Source organism: Rhodopseudomonas rhenobacensis (assembly GCF_014203125.1).
Classification (GTDB): Bacteria; Pseudomonadota; Alphaproteobacteria; order Rhizobiales; family Xanthobacteraceae; genus Rhodopseudomonas_A; species Rhodopseudomonas_A rhenobacensis.
In genome coordinates this window covers 214,483-238,092 of sequence record NZ_JACHIH010000001.1, presented here as the reverse complement: position 1 = coordinate 238,092, position 23,610 = coordinate 214,483, and the positions used below count along the sequence as shown (strand labels likewise).

Below are 23,610 nucleotides of genomic sequence, written 5' to 3'. Positions count from 1 at the left end.
CACAGCCAGCCTCGCATTTTCAGATCTGCAGCTCCCGGCATGACCCGAATCGTTCGTCAGACAAACGCCGCCCCTGGCAAGGAGGAAGAAGCAAAGCCTCGTACCTTCTCGGACTTCGCGGGTGAGCCGAACCTTGTGCTTTTGGGCGACCCGGGCTCGGGCAAGACCCATCTGTTCAAGGAAGCCGCAGCCACCGAAGGTGCACGCTTTCTCAAGGCGCGCGCCTTCCTTAACATGCCGGCGCATGCGCTTGCGGGGCAGGCGCTGTTTATCGACGGTCTCGATGAAAAGCGCGGTGGGCGGAGCGACCAAGGCATCATCGATGCGCTGGTCTCGAAGCTGTGGGACGTAAAGCCGGCCAGGGTCCGCATCTCGTGCCGGGTGGCGGATTGGCTGGGGGAAAGCGACTTCGCCGCGCTTCGCCCCTATTTCGACCAGCACGGAGATGCGCCCGTGCTCCAGCTCGACATGCTCTCCGCGGCAGAGCAGCGAGAGGTTCTCGCCGGGCAGGGCGTTGAGGACGCCGTCGCTGATGGCTTCCTGGTTGAAGCCGAAGAACGTGGCCTCGCGGATTTCCTTGAGAACCCGCAAAACCTCATCATGCTGTGGCGCGCAGTCCAGACGGGCTCATGGCCGGCGACGCGCACGCAGCTATTCGAGATGTCGACCGGCCTCATGCTCCAGGAATGCAATCAGGAGCACGCGCGCTCGGGCGGCGGGTCACTGTCGGTGGCGGAGCTTCGGCCCGTCGCCGGCGCCATTTGCGCGGCGCGCCTTATCAGCGACGTCGATGCGGTCAGCCTGACCGACCAGGAGGGCACGGCGGACATACCGGGGTATCGCTCCGTTTCATTCTTCGCGCCCGAGATGGTGCAGGCTGCGCTGGGCCGCCGGGTATTCGATGCGGGCGCTGAAGCCGAGACAGTCGATTATGCGCACCGCACCACGGCAGAATTCCTCGCGGCCGAGTTCCTAGCCCGGCTGGTTCGCGAAGGGTTGCCGTTCGGGCGGGTTCTCGCCCTCATGGGCGTCGATGGGCATCCCGCGGCGGAATTGCGTGGCCTGCACGCCTGGCTTGCGGTTCACCTGCCGGAACATGCAGACGAACTTATCGAAGCTGACCCTTATGGGGTTCTGACCTACGGCGATGCGGCGTCGCTTGCGCCGTCATCATGTGCCTGTCTTGTGCAGGCGCTCGACCGGCTTTCGAAGGAGAATCCCTGGTTTCGTTCCGGCAACTGGCAGTCGCGCTCCATCGGCGCGCTGGCACGGCCCGACATGATAGGTGAATTTCGGGCCATCCTGAACAACCCCGCATCGGCTTCCGGCATCCGGTCAGTGGTGGTGGACGCGCTAATGCTGGGCACGCCCCTTTCCGAGATGCTCCCCGATCTGGTGGCGGTTCTGGTGCGGCAGAATTCACCATTCGCCGAGCGTGCCCACGCGCTTGCCGCGCTTCTTCGCCTTGACGATCCGGGCAAGGCCGCCTTGCGCGATGCATGCCAAACCCAGCTTGGCAACACGTCCAACGAGGTCCGTCTGCGTGCCGAAATCATCACGCAGCTCTACGGGCATCCGTTCGGCGTTGCTGACGTCGTGACCCTAATCGGCGATTGCCTTGACGTTGACGACATGGCCGGCTCGGGACTGCTCTGGACGCTCGCCGACAAATTGCCGGAGAGCGACGTGCCGGAAATACTCGACGGCATCGCGGTCCCGATGAACAGTGGGCGCGGTTTCGACCGCCGTGTCTGGGAAGTGGCTGCGTTTTACGCCCGTATTCTGGTTCGGGCGTGGCGCTCGCCGGTTCCGTTCGACCCCGGCCGCGCGCTGGAGTGGCTGCGCAAGCGCGCCGCGTTGAAGGGCGGCACAAGCGAGAGCCGGGCTCGGGGCCTTCGCGATGCCTCACGAGACGCGCCGGAACGTATGACCGCAATCGCGCGCCATTTTCTCCGTACCGTCATTATCGATGAAGATCGCTGGCTCTCCTATAACCGATTTCGCGAAGCGTTACTTCTTGAGCCAAATGTCGACACGCTGCTTGATATCTCGGCCGAGGAAATGGCCGCGGCTGAACCGGGTGAACGGCAGGTCTTTCTGTATGAGATCGCGCTCTCGCTTTCATACCACGCCGGCCACCCTCATGCCGCCACGGTATTCGAGACGCTTTGGTCAAGGGGGACCGGTGAGGCTGCACTGGCGACAGCGCTGGCGCGGGCGATTGTCACTAATCTTCCGCCCGATTACTTCGCGGGCCGTTCCAGCCGTGAGGAGGTTGACGTCGAGGAAAGCCGCGAGCAGCAGCGGCAGGATTTCGATCGCGATTTCGAACAAATCCGCAGCGGCGTCCATATGGGCTGGCTCAAGCATCTCGGCATGATTTATTTCGCGCACTATGGCGATGTCGAACGGGCGGCGACACCGCGGGAGCGGCTGGCAGCGTGGCTGGGTGAAGAGCGAACCGGCGCCGCGCTCGATGCGCTGATGGCGTCGCTGTCGCGGAATGACCTGCCATCCTACGCCGACGTCATGGCGCTAGCCGCCCAGCATCAGCACTACGACTGGTGGAGCGCCATGGTAGCAGGGATGAATGAGCGCTGGGCCTCCGGGCAGGACCTTTCGGGTCTCTCCGATGATTTCCTGCGGGGCATGCTCGCCTTCGATATCACATGCCCTGTCTCCCAGCTGCAGGATGGGACCGAGCATTGGATTGTCCATCCATGGCGGAAGTCCCTGACGGAACGCCGTCCCGAGTTTGTGCGGGATGTATATCTCGCGGTCTTACGCTTGCGGCTTTCGCGGAACGAGCAATTTTCCGACGGGTTGAGCGAGCTTTTGACCGAGGCTGCGTTCGAGCCGTACCGGGCGGACATCGTGCTTGGCCTCTTGCGTGAATTCCCAAATGCGAGCCCGTACCGCCTTGATGATTTGCTTGCCGCCGCGCTGAAGCTTCCTGCGGCGCACCAGGAATTTCTGGTGCTGGCGCAGCAGGTGCGTTCCGGCGCGATACCCGTCGAGCACCGCCAGCGAGATCTCTGGCTTGCCTCAGCATATGTTCTCGCACCCGCTTCGTTCGAGCAGGACGTGGGCCAGCGCGCCCGGGCACATCCGGATTTTATTTTTGACCTTCGCGACAAGGGTGGCTTCGGCGACGACCGCCAGCCTTCCCGGGCTTTAGCTGTGCCGGTTGCTGAGTTCATTGCGCGTCTCGCGGGAAGTTTATTTCCCGAGACGCCGCATCCGTCGGACGGTTGGAGCGGCAACACCAACGCGTGGGATGCGGCCGACTATATTCGGAGCTTGATTAATGTCATTTCAGCATCACCAAGCGAAGTCGCAACCGATGCCCTGAGTCGCCTTAACGCGGACCCTGGGCTAACCTCGTACCGGCCGCATATCCTTCATGCGCTGGCGAACCAACGGCAAAGGCGGCGTGACGCCGAATACGATCGGCCCGACTGGCCGCAAGCCATAGCGGCCTTGCGCAATGCGGCGCCCTCGACGGTGGCTGACCTTTACGCCCTGTTGGTTGCGCATCTCCGCGGCCTCGCACACAGCATCGCGCGGGCGAACACGGACATCTTCAAGCAATTCTGGAATCTCGATTCCTATGCGCGCACGGCGGAGCCGCGGCCGGAGGAAGCGTGCCGCGACAACCTCGTGACGCTCTTGCGCCCATCACTGTTGCCGCTCGGAATCACGGCTGAGCCGGAAGGCCACATGGTCGCGGACAAGCGCGCCGATATCTCGGTGTCGATGCCCTCGCGAAAAATCCTGTGCGAGCTGAAACGCGACTATCATGCTGAGGTGTGGACGGCCATCGAGGGGCAGCTTGAGCGGTTCTATGCCCATGACCCGGATGCCAGGGGCTTTGGCATCTATTGCGTTTTTTGGTTCGGCAGAAAAAAACCGCACGGTATTCCGCCCCATCCGAAAGGCTTGGCGGCGCCGCAAAGCCCAGGCGAAATGGAACAGATGCTAAGAGACCTGATGCCGGAAAGGATGCGCAGCCGTCTCACCGTCATCGTCATCGACGTTTCGGGGGAGGTTTGACCACGGTCCGGAGTTGAAGAGCACTTTGAAGTGGTGAGCCTTCCCGCCCATGTGTTGTGTTTCGGCGTGGAATAAGATCCGATGTCAGATTGACAGCCGGGGTCTTCAGGATCACTGGCATAGCCTTGGGGCGAACGACGCTTGACCTCGGCGTTCGGCTCCGTCGCCAGGAAGGCGAATAGGTTTCGCCTTCCTTGACCTTCCGCACTGACGTCCAGTTCGCCAGATGCCAGCGAAGCAGGCGAGGGGGCGGCTCTCTTTCAGGGAGAACCAAATGTCTCCGCCCTCGGCCTTATTGAACTAGCTGAACTTTTGAACGGGACCACGCAGCGGTGCTCCGGGCCCAACCACCTCGTCCATTGTTTGCGTTACGGATGCGGTGGAGTGGGCGGAAACGGCAGCCAGCGTTCCTCTTTTGGTTGTAAAGCCTCGCGCATCGTTTAGAGATGCACGACTTGGTCGATTTTTGGGGGCGAACATGTCGGAAGCTGATTTTGCACAACAGCCGTTCAATGCCGTGGAATTCGTAGAGAATCCCGAGAATCGATGCCCGGTTATCCTTGTGCTCGACAATTCTGGCTCAATGAGCGGTGCCCCTATACAACAGCTCAACGACGGTCTTCAGGCATTTCGGGATGAGCTATCGGCGGACAGCCTGGCGGCCAAGCGAGTCGAGGTCGCCATCGTCACCTTCGGGCCCGTTAAGGTCGAATCCGACTTTGCGACGATCCATAATTTCTATCCGCCCAAAATCGAAAGCGCGGGTGCCACCCCGATGGGCGAGGCCGTCGAGAGAGCGCTCGATATGCTGAGGGAGAGGAAGGCGACCTACCGGTCCGCTGGCGTAAAGCACTATCGCCCTTGGGTCTTTTTGATCACAGACGGATCGCCGACAGACTCGGTGAGTCGTGCCACGCATCTCGTTCACGAGGGCGAGGCCGCGAAATCCTTCATGTTTTATGCCGTGGGCGTCGAAGGTGCTGATATCGGCATTTTACGTACGATTGCGGTTCGCGAGCCTCTGAAGCTGAAGGGCCTCCAGTTCAAAGAGTTCTTCCAGTGGCTCTCGGCCTCGCTTTCATCTGTCTCAAAGTCAAATCCAGGCGATCAGGTGCCGTTGCAAAATCCCACGGCTCCTGACGGGTGGGCTACAGCGGGATGACCGGACCCGATTGGGAATGGGTTACGGCGAGTGCAATCGGTACGTCGCACCTTCGCGTAAACCGAGGTTGTGACGACTCTGGCGCATGCATCTTTGTGCCAGGCAGAGACGAATCCGCGCTGGTTGCGGTCTGTTCTGATGGAGCAGGATCCGCGCAACGATCCTCTATCGGCTCTCGCATTATTGTCCGCGCCTTTTGTCGAAACGTTAGGACCTATCTGCAGGGCGGGGGAACCTTAGCAGACCTTTCTCGCGACATTGTGAGCGATTGGCTCGACGACATGCGCGGACGGATTGAGGTAATTTCAAGATCTGCTGGGCTTACTCCCCGCGACTATGCCGCGACGCTAGTCGGCTGCATAGTCGGCGAGGGGAAAGCTAAAGTTCTGCATGTTGGAGACGGGGCCGCCGTCTATCGTACAACAAATTCAGACGAATGGGCCGTAGCCAGTTGGCCCTCAAACGGGGAATATGCATCAACGACTTACTTTGTAACTGACGATCCCGAGCCATCATTTCAGTTAAGTGAGATTGAAGGTTATGTGTCTGAACTAGCCGTCTTTACAGACGGTATCGAGCATCTTGTTCTGAATTATTCCACCCGCAGTGCGTTTCCTCCCTTCTTCAACCGGATGTTTTCCGACTTCAGGTCCGGTGGGATTCGGAAGAATCGCAAGTTGTCGCGACAACTGTGCAACTATTTGAACGGTCCGTCCGTGTGCGACAGGACGGATGACGACAAAACGCTATTGCTCGCACGCCGAATTCTCAATGTCGCGCCTCAAAAGCATCTTTGATCAGCAGAGGAGAGCGGTCCCGCTCGGCAAGCTGTTGGGGCGCGGTGGCGAAGGGGCTGTCTTCGAGATCGTCGGCGAACCAGAACTCGCAGCTAAAATCTATCACCCCGACAAAGCACGAGAGCGGCAGCAAAAGATCTCTGCCATGGTCGCTACCGGAATGCAGGCGAAGGTGATTAACGCGGCGTTCCCGATTTCTCTGCTATTTGAGGGCGGTGGCACGTTCGCAGGTTTCACGATGCGGCGCGTCGGGAAGCAGAAGCCGGTTCACCAATTGTATTCTCCAGCAAGTCGGCGGAATGAATTCCCGAGCGCAGACTATAGATTGTTGCTCCGGACAGCATTGAACATTGCGAAAGCGGTAGCCGCCGTACATTCGGCGGGTTGTGTTATTGGCGATTTGAATCACTCGGGTATCTTAGTTGGCGCCGACGCCACCGCCACTCTTATCGACTGCGATTCCTTTCAGTTTTCAAAGGAAGGCAAAACATTCTACTGCGCGGTAGGAGTGCCCGATTACACGCCGCCAGAACTGCAAGGCAAGTCACTGGAAAATATCAACCGAACGCCAAACCACGACGCATTTGGATTGGGCGTCGCCATCTTCAGTTTGCTGTTTTTAGGTCGGCATCCCTTTTCTGGTCGATACCTTGGTCGCGGCGACATGCCCGAAGAGCGGGCGATCGCTGAGTATCGCTTTGCGTATTCAGCAGACAAGTCGCGCACCCAAACTGAGCCTCCACCTTTTGCACCGACGCTCTCCTATGTTCCAAAGGAGCTGGCGACCGCATTCGAGACCTGCTTTGGCCCCGGCGGAGCAAATAGCGGGCGACCTAAATCGGCCGACTGGATTTCGCTGTTGCAGCAAGCCGAGACGCAGCTAGTCAAGTGCGGCGCGACGGCGACTCATTTTTATTTCTCGTCAGCACCAAACTGCCCTTGGTGCGGGCTCGAAAAGGCCATCCCGGGCTTCGTCACATTTCCATCTCCGCTCAACATTAATACGATTACTCCGCCAGACCTCGGCCAACTCATCGCTGCGATTCGTGGGGTGACTGATCCGGGAAGCGCGCCGTCGTTGTATTCGGCAATGCCGACCGTCCAGGCCGCGCCAAACACTCAGAATAAAGGCTCCCTTGATAGTTCTGCTGGACAGTTCGTGATGTCGACCCTTGGCGGGGTTGCGGCGGCAATTCTTTTGAGATCGGGATATGTTCCGCCCTGGATTGGACTGGGAGCTCTCGGCGCGTCCGCATACTTCGCGTTTAGAAATCCGGTGCAGTCCCGCGCCAACAGCCCTCGTTCACATCAGCTCAAGCAAGCTTGGGATCAGATGGATCAGCGCTACAGGACCGAGGGAGACGCTTCGCGCTTTAACGAAGCGAGGCGGCAATCCGAGCTAAGAATTCGTGAACACAACGATCTCCCGGCCGAAGAATCGCTGCGCCTGGCGGATCTTTCGCACAGGCAGCGGGAGATGCAACTCAAGTATTTTCTCGAACGGTTTAGCCTCGTAAACGCGAAAATAAAGAGCGTCGGTAGCGCAAGGAAAGCGACGTTGCGGTCGCACGGTATCTATACCGCGGCAGACATCTCGAGACAACGAATCGAGCAGATCCCTGGTTTCGGGCCCGCGACTGCAGGATTGCTGCTGTCATGGCGTTCTGATCACGAGCGGCGTTTTGTCTTCAATCCCAGTCAACCGATCAATCCCAGCGATACTGCACAAGTAAGATCCGACATCGCTCAAAGGCGTGTTGCACTTGAGTCGGCATTGAAGGCCGACTTGATCACTATTAGGACAGCCGCGGCTGAAATACAACGTGCACGGACAGATCTTGCCAATCGCGCGCGGGCAATCTGGGTTGAGTTTAAGCAGGCCGAAGCTGACGAGAAAGCGCGAGTGTTCGGCGACGTTGCCGCCCGACGCTGGGTATTCGGGGTAGCGTGCTTCGCCGCTTTCATCGTCGCGGGCGCAAATAGTAATGGCCCGAGTGCGGCAACGGCACCCTCAGCGCCTCCTCCGACGCGATCGACGACAATCGTGCCTTCCGCGGCTCCGAAGATCTCAACCGCACCGAACAACGCTCAGCCTAATGTCAGTTTGCCTGGATGGGTGCCCTTACAACCCACGGGGTCGCTGCAGGTTGGAGATTCGATGAAACAGGTTCCACGGCGGATCGAACGACCCGCTCAGGAGCCAAACAATGGCGCCGTCGAGACGGCAGTAGCTCCGCCGGTGGTGCCGCCGCTCGATCCGCCTCGTGAGGTCAAGCCTCTGCCGCAGCCGCCAGTTGATCCTAGCCTAAGCATTGCCCAAACTACACAGACCGTTGCGGCGCCAGATCCAGCGTTTGGCCGACTAAAAGACCTTGGTTTTACCGTGTCTATTGAGCCTTTTTGGAGTGCCGCCGCGCTAAGCGGACTGCGAGAATTTAAGATCGTCAATCACTTGCCGACCGACAGCCGTTTGGATGCGGTGACAACCCAGGTATTACAATCGCCTCAGGCAATCGCTCGCAATCACTCATTTCTTGGCGGATGGGCCATCGATCCAACGTGTACGCACGGTTCGCAACTCACGATCTCGGCTCAGGAAGCTCGGACGGAGGGAGGAATATGTATATTCGACGCCTTTCTTCCCAACCGATCCGGCTGGACGGTGCGGGGCCATTGCCAGGTTGGAGCAGATAGGTGGCCAGCTACGATCAATTTTGCTGTTGCTGGGATCGCGCTGTCCTGGTCGAGCGCTAAGGGCAATACGACATACTATCGATGTAGGTAGTTTGATTAAGGCATGTTGGGCTGGAACAGTTGAGTGCACGCGTCTGGCCTAGATTCTGGACAACAGCCGTTCGAAGGTGCACGCGTTTCGCCGCTCACCCGGGGCTAGTCCTACAGGAACCTGACCGTCACGAGGCTGAAGCCGACCACCCGCTCGACTGTCTCCCAGATGTCGTGAGAGGAACTGTTGCAATAGGTGACCGACACTTCGTCTATGTAGATGAGACCTGTAAGGGCCTCCATCGCATCGCCGCGCAGCACCTCAACGAGGGCGTCCCGTGCGGCTTCCCGCTCCGGTTCGTCATGCTCGGTGGAACCAGGCCCAGCTTGCTCTGTAGCACAGTGATCTTCTCGCGCCTGGCGTCGATGACCACAAAGTCGACGCCACTCAGCGCCTTGCGCGCAATCTGGATCTCCAGCCAGGCGAATCCGCCGTTGACGACTTGGTCGATGGTCGGCGACGGATCAGCGTTTTCAGCCGCGGCGATTATCATTGGAAGGACGAGCCGTGCTGGTACGTGGTCTGGAAAGGCGGGGCCCCCACTGGGCCAGCGACCACAAGCAGAGCACGATCTGGGACATTCCAAGCAATAACCCGCTGGTTGGAGGCGGCGAGGAGAAGGTCGGCCACTCAACGCAAAAGCCCGCCGAGTGCATGAAGCGCCCGATCGAGAATAATTCGAACCCGGAGCCGTTCAGCGGCTCGGGGACGACCATCATCGCGGCGGAGATGACCGGCGGCGGTGCCTCGCAGTCGAGCTTAACCCCACCTTGTCGATATGGAGGTAGCCCTTTGGTAGGGATTCGCGGGGAAGGTCGCACCCCCGGACGGTATTCCGTTCTCGGACGTTGCAGCGGGGGCTGTCGAAAGCCCCCTAGTGGCTCAAACGCGTGGTACCCGCGATCGGCGTAAGAACTAGGCGATGACTTGTTCCGAGCTACCCTATCTCGTCCGTTGTCGGAAAGCCTAGGCACCTCGGTCCAACCGCTTTTTACTATGGCAAAACTCCAACAGTCTGGCCTTGAAGTTGCAATTGCGGCGGGAGATTGCCAATCTAACGGCAAAGTCGATTCGACTTGGGTGGCAGCTAGCGATTGTCTGGGATGGAGAGTTTTTCTGCTGCAGATTCTTTGGTGGGATATGTCTACCAATGTGAGTATGCGCTATTCCGAGCCTTGGACACGGATGATCCGGCAGAGGGCTTCATAGTGGAAACCTTCGACGACGTGGTCGTCGAAGGGAGGGACGACGCTTTTGAGCTCTTGCAGCTGAAACACCACGATCCCGCCAAGGCAAAGGCCTTCACCGACAGAAGCGTTGATTTGTGGAAAACGATTCGCATCTGGTCCTCTCTCGTGAGGGACGACGCTGTCGATCCAAGCAAAACCTCGTTCTTTTTGCTTACCACTGCCCAAGCGTCGCCCTCCGCGAAGCTGGTCGAATTTCTAGCACCGACGGAGAGAGGAACGAGGGACATAAAGGCGGCGAAAGGCTTGCTCACGCAGATAGCGGCCGGAGCGACGGGTAGCATGAAGAAGAACGTTGAGCCATTCTTGGCATTGCCAGAGGCTACCCGCGACGTGCTGATTGGGAACATGACCATAGTGCCCGGCGTGGCGGTGATTGAAAGCCTTCGCAAGAAGATCGTTAAGCGATTAAGCCTCACCGGCGCCACGACCGGAAATCTGGAGTGCTTGGCTCAGTCGCTAGTTGGCTGGTGGTACTGGGTTTTGATCGAGCGCCTCAGATCGAAGGAGAAATTAGCGATCGGTAAGGAGCTGCTCCAAGAGAGAATCACGGATCTAGTTTCCCAGTATGTCGTGTCGAGCCTGCCTATATTCGAGGACATCACAAACCCGGACGCCGACCAAAAGGCCCGCCTGTTGCAGAGGCTGTTCGTTCAGCAATTGATGGCTATAGGGCATGCTCCGGACAAATTCGCGGTCGCCGGGGCGCTGGTCGATGTCTACAAGGCTGATGGGCACATAAAGCGTTGGCTCGAGGGTCTGCGGCTGCAGCCTAAGGAATTGCAAGAGTTCAAGGATCAGCTTTACGGTCACTGGGCAGCGAAATTCGGTGCGATCGAACCTGACGCAGAAGCTTGCCTTGGCCGGGACGACGAAGAATCCGAATTGGCAAAGCTCGGCCGAACCGCTCTAAGCGGCTCACTCTCGGGAAGTCAGGCAAAGCTCAAGGACGTCGAGCTCGATTATCTGCGGCGCGGCGTCTTACACATCATGGCGAACGAAACAATGATCGGTTGGCACCCTCACTGGATCGCGAAATTCAAGCCGAGCGAATGATATGACGTTTGCTCCCTGGAACAATCGGCAGACAGATTTTGCCAACTATTTTAATCCGGCCTATCTCGGTGTCCTCGTGTATAGCGTGGCCAAAGGTTACAATGTCACGAATGGGGGCATGTCTATAGCCCTTGCGTTTCCCGGCGTCGCCATGGCCTTGCATCCCGATATCCGCAATGCTCTTCCCCGCAGTATCGCAACCCGGTTTTCGAAGTGGCTGAGGGATAACCCAGAACTTCGAGCCGACCTGCTCTCGTCCACGCTGTCCCTGGTTCCGCAGGTCAAGGAAGCCGTTCTGACGTCGCTGCGCTCTAACTGGGTTTCGGTTGAAAACGGCCGACTGATCGCAGCGGCGAAGGCCCCCCCGATCTTGAAGTCAGACAAAACCTTTGATGACGATCAGAAGGCGGCCGCATTCGTCGGGAAGTGGTTAGCGAAGGCAGGAGACGACAGAGAAATCTACCAACAGATAGGAGTAAGACCATAATGCAAATCCAGAGCGTGGTCCTTTACTCTCTCGACGGCAGGATTAACGAAATCCCATTCGACTTGGGTCGCGTGAACATCCTAACTGGCCCAAGCGGCCGCGGAAAATCTGCACTGCTAAGCGTGGTTGATTACTGTCTTGGAGCATCGCGTTTCGAAGTCCCGGCAGGCGTGATTTCGAATTCCGTGTCATGGTTCGCGTTGAAGCTCGATTTTGGTACGGAAAGGTTGTTTGTAGCCCGCCGTGGCGTCCCTGTGCGGAGGACGGCAAGCAACGAGTTCTTCGTACGGCCAAACCCGGACCACGAAACGCCGCCTATAAGTGATTTGAAGCCAAATGCTCGCCGGGATGATCTTATAGAAAAGATCGGATCGCTTCTAGGCGTAGGGGTCACACTTCTTCCTCGGGCCGACGGCACGGCCGAGCGACAGAAGTTGACGTTCCGGTCAGGTCTTATCTACAGCTTCCAAAAGCAAAATGAGATTGCCAATCCGGACCTGTTTTTTCATCGTCAGAGCGAACTGGCTCAGACTATAAGAGAAACGTTGCCATACTACCTAGGGGCGATCTCCCCCGTCATTATCGAAAAGCAAGCCGAGCTCCGCAACAAGCGGAAGAGACTGCGAGAGGTCGAGCGGGGTCTTGAACGCAGTGTATCGGTCGGCGCCAATCGTGACACGGAACTCTTATCAATCGTGGCGGAAAGCACCCGACTGGGTCTAATTACACCAACCGGCATTCCAGCGAGGAGTTCGGCGGCGCAGATACTTGAGAGCGTTTCTTTGGGGCTCCAAGCCACTCTTTTCGCCGATAGCCAATCAACCGACGATCCGGAACTTGACCTCCTGAAGCAGATTAATACGGAGCTGCTGAACAAGACTCGTGAAAGGTCGGATATCAAGAAAGAGATTGAAGCTCTGGAGAGTTTTGATAACGACCAAAACGTCGTCGACCGCGCACTCAACGAACAACGACGACGTTTGACGGCGTTGCATCTTCTCGCAGGTGACCACGATTCCAAGCAGTGCCCGGTTTGCGAAAGTAGGCTGGAGAATGTAACGCCGGCTGTGGCGGAAATGAAACACTCTTTGGAAGCGCTTAACGTCGAACTTGCGATGGTCAGCTCGGACAGAATCGATGTCCGGGAACAACTCTCCAAGCGCCGTGCGGAAGTTATCAACCTCACTTCGGAAATCGCTTCCCTTAGGCGCGAGGTTCAACGCTTGAAGGAAGAGGAAGCCTCGATCAAGTCGTTGTTGGAACAGAAGCACGAGGTTGCCCGGCTGTCTGGCATGATCGACATGTTCCGCCGGCTGATATCGACCGACGACGACGAGTCGCGTGTGGCGCTAGCACTTGAGAAGGCCGCTTTGGTCACGGACATCGAAGAACTAGAATCAGAGACTAACTTGTCGGACTTACGTGCGAAGACTGCGACCTTTCTCGGCGGTATTGGGCAGCAGATTACCCATTGGGCTCGCGAGCAGCATCTCGAATATGCGAACGGCTTTCTCACATTTGATCTCCGTGGGCCGAGGCTTGTCAGCGAGACGGCAGACGAGACGATTCCGTTTTCGCGATTTGGCAGCGGACGGAACTGGGTTTGGTATCACTTGCTTGGTCATCTGGCTCTCCACGAATGGTTTGCCTCGAACAAGCGTCCTGTACCTAATTTTTTGATCCTCGATCAGCCGTCGCAGGTATATTTCCCTTCAGCTAACGGGGAGCGAGAAGAAGACAATGACTGGATGGAGGTCCGCAAAATCTACGAGTGGCTTTTCGACGTTGTCGAGAAACTTGATGGCCAAATGCAGATTATCGTCACCGACCACGCCAAATTCGAGAACGACCCGCGTTTCACAGATCACCTCAAGCACGACTGGTGGGAGGGCGGATCCCTGGTGCCTCAAGATTGGTTGGATCCAAATCTGCAGCCCTGATAGACCGCACGACGTCATGGTCGCCCTGTAAGTCGATGACGTGCTCGCCCGTCCTTATTTCTTCCGGATGTGAGGGAAGCCGAGATCTCCCCCATTGGGAACCGCAGGTGTGAGAGCATGTAGATAGAACGCTGCAATCACAATTACTTAGCCACTCTGCCGCAGTGTGCTTGCGCCTGCTCTTGGCCCTTTGCTGCCATCAAACTACACGCCAAATTGCGTGTCTCGGTCAAAACCTCCCCGTGTTCTTGACCGAAATCGACAATGGGGATGGGGCGATGGCGGTCGCGGGTTGCAGCTCTCGTGGCGCATGGTGTATGCGTAGGTGTATGTAGCCAAAAGGCGTGCACTTTCGATATCAATAGAATGGGCTTTTCTCTCATTTCTGGGCGGACTCCCTCTCCGCCAGCACCTTCCAAGCCGTTGAAAAGCGTCTCTCACTGCCGCCGGATGCCAGGCATGTTGTCCGGGGCTCTCGACACGGAATGGCGTAGTTCGTGTACTTATAGTATGCCTTGATCAGACCGGTGCAGCAGGGCGTTGGGAGCGCCTGGTCGGAGGCGTTGGGCTTGGACCAGCAAGAGACGGTGTTGCTCGCAATATGGTGGGCGGTACTGACCGCGGCGTCGGCCTACGGGTCAGCGTATTTCACCCGTTTGGATCCCCCGTCCATAACGTGGGCGAAGATCACCTTCGCCGGCGTCTTGCTGCTCGCCTACGCTGCAACGTGGGCCACCGCTCCGCTTGTTGCGTCAGTCATGACCATAAGCCAGTTCTATACGATGTTGTGCGTGTTCATGTGGCCGATGACCTTTCTGGGAGCCCCGTTATGCGTCGGGACCATCGTTGGTGTCCTGATCAGCAAGACCCGGATCGTCTGAGCTGACCCATCGAGGTCGACGTCATCGAACCGGAGCGGTTATCCTTTGCTCAGGTGCTGGATTGGCTGAGACGCATCTGCGTTTCGATCGCGCCGCCATGGATCAGCAGGGAGGCCGCGGCCTCCGCAGGATCTAGGTCTTCGCGGCTGCCCGGCCCTCTGACTCGCTGCGTCGCCGGGGCTTTGCGATTGCGGTTGGGCCGCCGGTTTTATTCCAGGTGGAATTCAGGAACGCCTTGTCGGCCGCGAAGCGCTTTTCGAGAAATGTCGTGACTGCCTTGATGCGCCCGATGTGCAGCAGGTCTTCGTGCACGGAGAGCCAGATGTCGCGCGTGGTGAACAATTCCGGCATCACCGGCCGCAGGCCGCTGTGGTTCGCCGCCACATAGGACGGCAGCATCGCGATGCCCTGGCCGCCCGCCGCCGCGATATATTGCGACACCAGGCTGGTGCTGCGAAACACCGTGCGCGCCGGGCGCAGGATGTCGGACAGCCAGCGGTTTTCCTTGCTGTAGATGTGATCCTCGATGAAATCGATGAAGGCGTGCTCCTCCAGGTCTTTCATCGTCTTCGGATGCGCGCGGCCGTCGAGATAGGCGCTCGACGTGTAGAGCGAGATCCGGAATTCGCCGACCTTCTTGACCGACAGCCGCTTGCCCTGCGGGCGGAAGAAGCTGACGAAAATATCGGCCTCGCGGCGGCTGAGATCGAGCAGCCGGGTGTCGGTGATCAGTTCGATCTGGATCGACGGATAGATCTTGTTGAAGTCGCCGATGCACTGGGTGAGATAGAAGCTGCCGATGCCCTCCATCGCGGCGATGCGAACCGCGCCGCCGGCTTCCGCGGTCTCGACCCCGATCGCCTCGACGATGGCGTTGGCCTGGCTCTCCATGCCTTCGGCATATTGCAGCAGCCGCAGTCCGGTTTCGGTGAGGGTGAAACCGGACTTGCTGCGCTTGAACAGCGTCGATCCGAGACAGCGCTCCAATTCGCGGATCCGCCGGCTCACCGTGGTGTGGTCGACCTTCAGCTTGGTCGCGGCGCGAACCAGATTGCGCTGCCGCGCCACTTCGAGGAAATAGACGACGTCATTCCAGTCGTATCGAAGCTGGCGCTGCGGCTTGGCCACTCCGTTGACCGTCCTTCGCGGCTGCCGCCGGCGTGAGCCAGCGGCTTTCGTTGCGCGATCCGCCGGCGCCACGATGGCTCAGCTAGGCCGCGACGATCGAAGCATAGGTCTCGACCAGCCGGTTTGCAAACATGTCCACCTTGGGGATCATCAGCTTCTGCCGGCACACCGCGAGGTCGATGTGCTTCGGCATCACCGCGCCGTTGCGCAGCACGCGCGGCGCGGCGACGTTGATGTCCCATTGCGGAAAGCCGTTCGGCGGGATCACCACGCTGCCGCCCGGATAGGGACAGTCGACGCGATTGGCCAACACCACGGCGACGCGGTTGTCCTCGGCGCGCGGCACCGCGAGCAGTTCGCGCTCGAAGGCTTCGCGCAGCGACGCCGGCCACAGGATGATATCGGCGCCGCCGATCGCCAGGCAGCGCGAGCTCTCCGGGAACACCGCGTCATAGCCGGACATCACGCCGAGCCGGCCGAACGGCGTCTCGAACACCGGATAGGCGTCTCCCGCGACCGCCCATTGGCGCTCCTCGGCGGTGAGATGGGTCTTGCGATAGCGGCCGATCTCCGTCCCGTCCGGTCCGGTCAGAACCGTGGTGACATAGAGTCCGGCCGCCGCGCGCTCGACGATCGGCGCGGCGATCAGGCAGCGGTAGCGCGCGGCGATCGCCGAGATGCCGGCGAGATGGGCGGAAGCCTGGTCGGCCAGCGCCGCGGCTTCCTTGGCCGACAGGATGTACTGCGGCGAGAACGCGTAGTCCGGCAGCACCAGCACCTTGGCGCCGAGCTTGGCGGTGTGGTCGACCATGTCGAGCACATCCGCGACCGTCGTGGTGTCGGTGACGTGGATCTGCACCGCGGCGACCTTGGTGACGGATTTCGACGGAATCAGCGGCCGGTCGGCGATGCCGCAGACCGGGGTCTGCTCATAGGGCAGCGCCATGATGCAGTAGGTCTCGGGCCGGCGGTCGGCGATCTTGTCGTTGGCGGTGTAGATGGATTTGTCGGCGGCAGCGTCGAGATCGATGGTCGCGATCGACATGCCGTGGGTGTCGTAGGGCACCTTGGACAGCACGCGGCCTTTCGGGTCGACGATCATGCTGCCGCCGGGATAGTAGATCGAGCGCTCATAGCCGGCCTTGGTGGCGGCGACCAGCCAGACGCCGTTCTCGTAAGCGCGCGCCGGCCCCCACATGTCGGCCTGATCCATCGCGAAGAAATTCGCCATGTCGACGATCACCTCGGCGCCCTGCATCGCCATCGCGCGGAAGATTTCCGGGATCCGGCCGTCGAAACAGATCAGCAGGCCGATGCGGCCGAGGTCGGTGTCGACCACCGGGCAGCCGCGCTCGCCGAACGCGAACCAGTTCTGATCGTGGGTCGCCAGGAACTGCTTGTGATAGTGGCAGGCCACTTCGCCCTTGCGGTCGAACATGATGCCGGTGTTGAAGATCTTTTGCTTCGCCGGGTCCCATTCGGTGATGCCGCTGGCGATGTAGACGCCGTGCTTGCGGCTGAGCGCCGCCAGCGCCTTGACGAACGGGCCGTCCGCCAGCGTCTCGGCGAGCTCGCGGCAATGCTCGGCGGAATCGAACAAATAGCCGGTGTCCATGCATTCCGGGAACACGATCAGCTCGGCGCCCTGCCGCACCGCGTCCTCGACATAGCGCGTGGCGAGCGCGATGTTGTAGTCGAAATCGCCCAGGCGGGCGAGAGTCTGCACCGCGGCGGCGCGAAAACGTCGCTTCGTCATCTGATCACTCCAGTGGTTATGTCGGTTACAGGCCGTCGATCCGTGACGGCGAGCGCGGGCAGCGGCTCATTTCTTCACTTCCTGCCAGAACCGATCGAGGCAATGGCGCTTCAGCGCCATGAACGGCTCGCCGGTGGTGACGTCGAGGGTGCGCGGCCAGGGCAGGTCGATCTCGACGATCTCGGCGACCTTGGTGGGACGGCGACTAAGCAGCACCACCTTGTCGGCGAGCTCGATCGCTTCATCGAGATCGTGCGACACCAGCAGCATCGTGGTCTTGGTCTTCATGAAGATCTTCTGCAGCTGCGCCCGCATCGCGATCGTCATCTCGTAATCCAGCGCGGAGAACGGCTCGTCGAGGAACAGCACCTCCGGCTCGGTCACCAGCGCGCGCAGGATCGAGACGGTCTGCTGCTGGCCGCCGGACAATTGGTAGGGATAGGCGTTGAGGTCGATCCGCACCTCGAAATCGGAGAGCAGCTTGTCGATCCGGCGCTTCCGCTCGGCGCGCCGCACCCCCATCACTTTCAGGGGATAGTGGATGTTGTCGATCGCCCGCGCCCACGGAAACAACGCCTCGCGATAATTCTGGAACACATAGGAGATCCGGGTCTCACTGATGCGCTGGCCGTCATACAGCACCTCGCCGGCGTCCATCGGCATCAGCCCGGAGATCATGTTGATCAAGGTGCTTTTGCCGCAGCCGTTCGGACCGAAGATCGATATGAACTGGCCGAGCGGCAGGTCGACGCCGAAATCGTCGTACACCACGGCATCGTCGAAGCTCTTGCGCAGGCCGCGGATGGTCATCAGCGGCCGCCGCGGCCGCGCGCTCGACGCGAGTTCCGGCGCGTCGGCGGTCGGCGCGCCGGGTTCGACCGGCGCGATCCTGGCGTTGCTGCCGCTCAATTGCCGAGCTCCGCCTTGGTCAACAGCTTCTGCCGGATGTCGAGCGGGCCGGTGAGAACGCCTTCCTTGATGAAGATGTCGATCAGCGCCTGATAGGACTTGATGTCGGTGTCGTCGAGATCCTTGAAGCCGCGCAGATAGGGCTGCGCCACCAGTTCGAGCTGGTCGGCCTTGATCGGCGTGTAGCTCGGCAGCACGGTCTTGTATTTGGCGAAGTCGGCATTGACGAGGTCGGTGGCCTGATCGATCACCGCGACCACGCGCTTGGCGACGTCGGGTCGTTCCTTGAGGAACTTGGTGGTCATGATCGAGGCGCCGGAATAGAACGGGTCGGCGATCACGCCGGCGACCGGATTGGTCATCGCCCGCTTCGCCTTGCCGGAGGCGACCGCGATCGAGCCGACCGGCTCCAGCGACAGCGTGGCGTCCACGGTGCCGCCGATCACCGCCGGCACCTGCATCGCGACTGCGAGGTCGACCAGCTTGACGTCGGTGTCGGGATCGAGGCCGGCGGCGCGCACCATGTGCCGCGAAATCGTCCGCCACTGGATGCCGGGAACGTGGCCGAGCGTCTTGCCCTTGAGGTCGGCGAAGCTCTTGATGGTGCTGTCCGGCTTGACGATCAGCCCGTCATTGATGCGGTCGACCTTGATGCCGCCGCCCTGCAGCCCGAACACCTTGAGCTTGCCGGGAAACTTCGATTCCGCGATCATCGCGATGCCGGCGGCGGCGCCGGGCGGGCCGAAATCGGCGCGCTCGGCGATCAGCGCGTCGATGATCTGGTTCGGCGATTCCATCTTGTTGGAGTCGATCTCGATGCAGGCCTTCTCGAACAGCTTCTGGTCGACCGCGACGAAGTAAGCGGTGGTCTGCATGATCGGCAGCCAGGCTGCGGTCACCTTGTCCATCTTGTCGCAGGCCGCTTGCGCGCCGCCCGCGCTGGAGACGGCGACCGAGAGAGCGGCCGCGAACACAACTGATTTCGACATCATGAACTCCTTGAGAGGGCGGTGAAGCGCTATTTGCCCGACCAGTGGATGACCGAACGTTCGAGGAACAGCAGGATCAGATTGAGTCCGTATCCCATCGCGCCGGCGACCAGGATCGAGCCGTACATGTCGGTGAGCGAATAGGAGATCTGCGCGTCGATGATGCGATGGCCCATGCCGTCGGTGGCGCCGATGAACATCTCCGCCACGATGATGACGACCAGCGCCAGCGACACCGCGGTGCGCAGCCCGATGAAGGTCTGCGGCAAGGTCTCGAAGAAGATCACGTCGCGAAAGATCCGCAGCGAGGACGCGCCCATCGAGCGGGCGGCGAGAATCCGGGTCTGCCGCGCGTTCATCACGCCGTAGGCGACGTTGAACACGATCACCAGCCAGGCCGCGAACGCCGCGACCGCGATCTTGGCGAGATCGCCGAGTCCGAACAGCAGCAGGAACAGCGGAAACATCGCCGTCGCCGGCGTCGAGCGGAAGAAATCGATGATGAACTCGACCGAGCGATACACCGCCGCCTTGGCGCCGAGCACGATCCCGACCGGCACGCCGGCGATGATGGCGATCACCAGCGAATAGGCCACCCGCAGCATGGTGCGGGTGAAATCCTTGGTCATGCTGCCGGACCAGATATTCGCTGCGGTGTCGCGCAGCGTATCGATCGGCGACGGCAACAGATCCTTGTTGACCCAGCCGCCCTTGGCGGCGAGCCACCACACCGCGAGTAGCAGGATCGGACCGAACGCCAGCTCGGCGGCGCGGCGCAGCCGCTTCGAAGTCAACTTTGAGAGAACCTCGGCCATTCGCTAAAGACCTTCTTCCAAACCGGATCGATCATGGGCGCGATCGAGTGGTTTTTGGTGCGGCGAGTGTCGCCCAATCAGGCGGGAAGGGAATACCGAGTTGTGCAATGCAGTGTGCGTTTTTGCATATTGAAACGCAATGCGGGCCTGATTAATTTGCAATCATGCATGATGAGGAATTAGGCAGCGTGGGATCGCCAGCGCCGCCTGGCGGCGCATGACCGCCACTAAAGACCGACGCCCTCGACAGCGCTCAGCAGCCTCAAAGCATTTGAAGTCGCGGCGGCCAAATGAGGGAAGCAGGGCAGACTGAATACGCCCGAACCTGAGAGTCTGACCGAAAAAGCAGCGAGCAAATCAGGGTGTTTTCGTCATTGCGAGCCGAGGGCGGCGCGCAGCGCCGATTGAGAAGCGAAGCAATCCAGAGGCCTGATGCGTGGCCCTGGATTGCTTCGTCGCAAGAGCTCCTCGCAATGACGGGTTCGATGCCTGATTTCCATTGATCGGGCGTTAGCTCAGCACGCGATCGACCAGGCTGACGCCTTCCTGCTGCAAGATTTCCTTCAGCGTCTTGCCGCCGACGCCGCCAGGTTGCTCCAGCGCCAGCCCCAACACGTGACACCAGTTTTCGCGCGGCTCGCTGCGCCGCCCGCCGTAATGCAGCCCGGCGGTGGCCTGCTCCCGGCCGATCACCATCACCACCGATCCGGAATTGCCGCCGAGCGTGGTGGCATCGTGGCCGAGCGTCCAGTGTTTCGGACTGTCGTCCATCGCCACGGCGGTGGTGGTGACGAGGCCGGGCGCGACGCGCTTGCAGCCGTAGGTCGAACGAAACAATTGCTCCAGCAGGCTCGGCGCCTCGGAGAACCCCGGATTGCCCGGGTAGCCGCAGATGAACACGCCGCTCTGCGCCTGGCCCCAGTCCGGCGAGATGTCGAGCCCCAGCGTCGGCCACTTGGCGCCCGCCGCCACAGGCTCCAGCGCCAGCAACGCCACATCGAGCTTGCGGTGATCGATCGCGATCGGATTGATCGGGTCCACCCCGGCGAACAGCACCGCGGTGACCTTGCGGCGGCCGGCGGTTTCGACCGCGCGGAATTCGTGACCGAAATCGATCGCGATGCCGGGCTTCAATTTCCAGCTGCCATCCGGCTGCGCGGTGGCGATGGCCTGCAGTACGTGACGATTGGTCATCGCCACATTCTCGCCGACCAGGATGCCGGTGCCTTGGAATCCCTGCGCTCCACTCGGATCGTCGATCCGGCCGACGCAGCGCACCGCCTCGGCCAGCCGCGCCGCGCTGTCGTCGAGCGTCGCGGTCCAGTTGCCGATCGGACTGGTGCTGCGGTCGGGCTCGCCGTTGCGGACCATGAAGGACGGGCGGGAGCCGTCGGTGCGGACGATGACTTCGAGAGCGGTGAGCGTCCCGGGACGGGCGAGCGCGGCGGTGTCGTCGTCAGCGACCGCGTGCAGCGCGGTCTCGGCTTGGCGCGTGATCTGCTCGACGATCGCGTGCAGTTCCGGCGCATCGCCGAGATGCTGTTTGACGATGCGGTTGAGTTCGCCGCGACCGGCGCCGACCCGGTCTTTGATGCCGCCGTCGCTGAGATCCGGCGCGGCGGCGCTGCCACTGTCCATTGGCCCCTCGGCGCCGCCGCTGGCGGCCGGGCCGGCCAGCAGCCGCTTGTAATGAGCCGCGGGATCCTGCTCGGCCACGGTGGGGTTATGCTGGTCCGATGCCTTGTCCTGAATCGACATGATCGCTCCTCGGTTGAGGCCCGTTCGATCAGCTCAGCGCTTCGAGCAGATCCAATCGGCCGGCGGCTTGTAAGTCTCGGCGCAAGGTTTCGCTGGGCGGCGGATCGCTTGCGAGGCCCTCCACCACGCCGCCGGCATTGCGGCGCTTCTGCTTGGCCAGCGCGAGATGGCTCAGCTCCGCGGCGTAGCGGCGCGACGACGGCGGCCCCTTGGTCGCCTCGGTGACGCTTTCCAGCGAGCCGGGCACCGCCTCCGCCAGCGCGGTGTACACCGAGCGCAGGCTGTCGGCGGCGGCCACCACCGATTCCACCACGCCGGCCGGCGGCGCGAGGCCGTGCGCCAGCAGCGCCTTGGCGTCGACGATGCCGGCGCCGAACTCATCGGCCTGCCACGGGCCGGGCGGTCGCCAGGAGGTGGCCTTGAGCAACGCGATGAAGCGGTCCTGCACGGTCTCGCCGGGCCGCAGCTGCGCCTTGATGGCGGGCAGGCCGAAATGCGCGACCCATAGCGCCGCGACGCCGGCGGTCAGCGCCACCGCGAAGGAGGTGCCCTGGCCGCCGCGCACATCGGTCGGACTGCCGCCGTTCGACGGCGAGCGGTTGGCGCGCGGCACGAACTCGCCGGGCGCGGCGATATCGACCGCGTCGCCGCGGCAGCTGCCGATCCAGGGCTGGTCGGCGATGTTGAAGCCGGCGACCGCGATGACTTCCTCATAGCGCGCCGGCCACACCACGATCCGCACGCAATTGCCGGCGGCGGCGAGCACGATCACGCCGTCGGCGATCGCCTTGTCGATCGCCGCGCGCAACGAACTGCTCCACGGCCCGCCGAGGCTCATGGTGATCACATGGGCGCCTTTCTTGCGGGCGTACTCCACCGCGGCGGCGACCCGGCCGTGGTCGAGCACGACGACGCTGGTGACGGCGCGCAACGGCACCAGCGTCGCCAGCGGCGCCGACCCGGCGATCAGCCCGGCCATGCGGCTCGCCACCACGCTCGCCGTCCCGGTGCCGTGACCGGGATTGCCGCTGTAGTTCATCGGATCGACCGCGCCGCTCTTGCCCTCGACGAAATCATAGGCCCGCGCGGTGTCGACCATGCCGGCTTCGAGCTCGACATGATCGGCCACCCCGGTGTCCGGCTGAAACACCCGTACGCCTTCGCCCTTGGCCTTGCCGCCGGCCGGCGGCGGCAATTGCCAGGCTTCGGTGGCCTTGATCTTCTGCACCGCCCAATGCGGCGCTTCCGGAGTGGGATCGCCGGAATCGTCGACCCAGCAGCCCGGCGGAAAATTGTCCAGGCCCTCGGCTTCACCGCGGCGGGGGACCACGAAAAAATCGGTGCCGAGCTCCGGCTCCGCGGTCAGCGCGCCGGTGGCGTCGGCCAGCGCGTAGCCGAGTTCGAACGGCGCGTCGGAAACCTCGGCGGCGGTGACGCCCGGTATGGTGACCGCGGTGAAACGCGCCAGCCCGTCTTCGGCGCTGTCGACCGTCTCGCCATGCGCCTCGGACAGCGGCGCCGCCTCGATCGAAATGTTCAGCGCCTCGCGGATCTCGGCCGCCACCTCGGCGGGATCGCGCGCCCGCTCGAATTCCAGGATGATGCGCAGCGGGCGGTTGGCGCCGCCGGCCTCCTCCGGGGTGACGGTTTCGAGCGTCTGCTGCTTGTTGCGCACACGAGCGAGCACCTCGGTTCGCGTGGTCATCTGGCTGCCTCACCTTTTGGCGCGACGCCGCGTCGCCGTTGGCCGCGCGGCGCAGGCGCGGGTCTGCTGACCCGAATCCGACGGATCGTCGAGAGAGGGCACCGCGCCGGCCGATCGGTCGGCGCAGGTCGGATTCGAAATA

Annotated in this window: 16 protein-coding genes and 1 pseudogene; 9 read left to right on the top strand and 8 right to left on the bottom strand. The window is 61.2% G+C overall.

Annotation, left to right across the window (positions count from 1 at the left end; all coding sequences use genetic code 11):
- Nucleotides 1-39 precede the first annotated feature (39 nt).
- Nucleotides 40-4,053 (top strand): NACHT domain-containing antiphage protein EruA, encoded by a 4,014-nt coding sequence (gene eruA, locus HNR60_RS01080; protein ID WP_184253329.1) that lies wholly within the window; start codon nucleotides 40-42, stop codon nucleotides 4,051-4,053.
- A gap of 97 nt (nucleotides 4,054-4,150) precedes the next feature.
- On the opposite strand, the pseudogene HNR60_RS24005 reads toward eruA, so the two are convergent.
- A pseudogene (locus HNR60_RS24005) lies at nucleotides 4,151-4,418 on the bottom strand (SOS response-associated peptidase); the annotation flags it as partial.
- A 113-nt stretch (nucleotides 4,419-4,531) separates the two neighbouring features.
- Between HNR60_RS24005 and HNR60_RS01075 the strand changes: the two are divergent.
- The 8 genes from HNR60_RS01075 (at nucleotide 4,532) to HNR60_RS01040 (ending at nucleotide 14,408) form a co-directional block, all read left to right on the top strand.
- The gene (locus HNR60_RS01075) at nucleotides 4,532-5,215 is read left to right on the top strand and encodes a vWA domain-containing protein (RefSeq protein WP_184253327.1); all 684 of its coding nucleotides are present in this window, start codon (nucleotides 4,532-4,534) and stop codon (nucleotides 5,213-5,215) included.
- Nucleotides 5,212-6,012 carry a PP2C family serine/threonine-protein phosphatase gene (locus HNR60_RS01070; protein ID WP_184253325.1) on the top strand — a complete coding sequence of 267 codons (801 nt, stop codon included), beginning with the start codon at nucleotides 5,212-5,214 and terminating at the stop codon, nucleotides 6,010-6,012. The genes HNR60_RS01075 and HNR60_RS01070 overlap by 4 nt, the downstream gene beginning before the upstream one ends.
- The gene (locus tag HNR60_RS01065) at nucleotides 5,987-8,797 is read left to right on the top strand and encodes a helix-hairpin-helix domain-containing protein (RefSeq protein WP_184253323.1); all 2,811 of its coding nucleotides are present in this window, start codon (nucleotides 5,987-5,989) and stop codon (nucleotides 8,795-8,797) included. The genes HNR60_RS01070 and HNR60_RS01065 overlap by 26 nt, the downstream gene beginning before the upstream one ends.
- A gap of 507 nt (nucleotides 8,798-9,304) precedes the next feature.
- Complete coding sequence (locus tag HNR60_RS01060) at nucleotides 9,305-9,709, top strand: DNA methyltransferase (RefSeq protein WP_347339285.1); 405 nt, start codon at nucleotides 9,305-9,307, stop codon at nucleotides 9,707-9,709.
- Nucleotides 9,710-9,900: 191 nt separating this feature from the next.
- The gene (locus HNR60_RS01055; RefSeq protein WP_184253321.1) at nucleotides 9,901-11,100 is read left to right on the top strand and encodes an ABC-three component system protein; all 1,200 of its coding nucleotides are present in this window, start codon (nucleotides 9,901-9,903) and stop codon (nucleotides 11,098-11,100) included.
- Between the two features lies 1 nt (nucleotide 11,101).
- Nucleotides 11,102-11,587, top strand: a complete 486-nt coding sequence (locus tag HNR60_RS01050; RefSeq protein ID WP_184253319.1) for a three component ABC system middle component — start codon at nucleotides 11,102-11,104, stop codon at nucleotides 11,585-11,587.
- A complete protein-coding gene (locus HNR60_RS01045; RefSeq protein WP_184253317.1) occupies nucleotides 11,587-13,527 on the top strand; it encodes a DUF3732 domain-containing protein in 1,941 nt (646 codons plus the stop codon). Before HNR60_RS01050 ends, HNR60_RS01045 begins: the two co-directional genes overlap by 1 nt.
- A 569-nt stretch (nucleotides 13,528-14,096) precedes the next feature.
- A complete protein-coding gene (locus HNR60_RS01040; protein WP_184253315.1) occupies nucleotides 14,097-14,408 on the top strand; it encodes a hypothetical protein in 312 nt (103 codons plus the stop codon).
- A gap of 132 nt (nucleotides 14,409-14,540) precedes the next feature.
- Here HNR60_RS01040 and HNR60_RS01035 read toward each other — a convergent pair whose 3' ends face one another.
- From HNR60_RS01035 to HNR60_RS01005, 7 genes are all read right to left on the bottom strand, one after another.
- A complete protein-coding gene (locus HNR60_RS01035) occupies nucleotides 14,541-15,536 on the bottom strand; it encodes a LysR substrate-binding domain-containing protein (RefSeq protein WP_184253313.1) in 996 nt (331 codons plus the stop codon).
- Between the two features lie 82 nt (nucleotides 15,537-15,618).
- A complete protein-coding gene (locus HNR60_RS01030) occupies nucleotides 15,619-17,292 on the bottom strand; it encodes a carbon-nitrogen hydrolase family protein (RefSeq protein ID WP_184253311.1) in 1,674 nt (557 codons plus the stop codon).
- Between the two features lie 66 nt (nucleotides 17,293-17,358).
- Entirely contained in the window at nucleotides 17,359-18,201 is an 843-nt protein-coding gene (locus HNR60_RS01025; protein WP_246432762.1) for an ABC transporter ATP-binding protein, read from the bottom strand.
- A complete protein-coding gene (locus HNR60_RS01020) occupies nucleotides 18,198-19,190 on the bottom strand; it encodes an ABC transporter substrate-binding protein (RefSeq protein ID WP_184253309.1) in 993 nt (330 codons plus the stop codon). Before HNR60_RS01020 ends, HNR60_RS01025 begins: the two co-directional genes overlap by 4 nt.
- 29 nt (nucleotides 19,191-19,219) lie before the next feature.
- The gene (locus HNR60_RS01015) at nucleotides 19,220-20,005 is read right to left on the bottom strand and encodes an ABC transporter permease (RefSeq protein ID WP_184253307.1); all 786 of its coding nucleotides are present in this window, start codon (nucleotides 20,003-20,005) and stop codon (nucleotides 19,220-19,222) included.
- 510 nt (nucleotides 20,006-20,515) lie between these two features.
- A complete protein-coding gene (locus HNR60_RS01010; protein ID WP_184253305.1) occupies nucleotides 20,516-21,763 on the bottom strand; it encodes a trypsin-like serine peptidase in 1,248 nt (415 codons plus the stop codon).
- Between the two features lie 28 nt (nucleotides 21,764-21,791).
- On the bottom strand, nucleotides 21,792-23,468 hold the full coding sequence (locus HNR60_RS01005; RefSeq protein ID WP_184253303.1) for a S8 family peptidase: 1,677 nt from the start codon (nucleotides 23,466-23,468) through the stop codon (nucleotides 21,792-21,794).
- Between the last annotated feature and the right edge of the window lie 142 nt (nucleotides 23,469-23,610).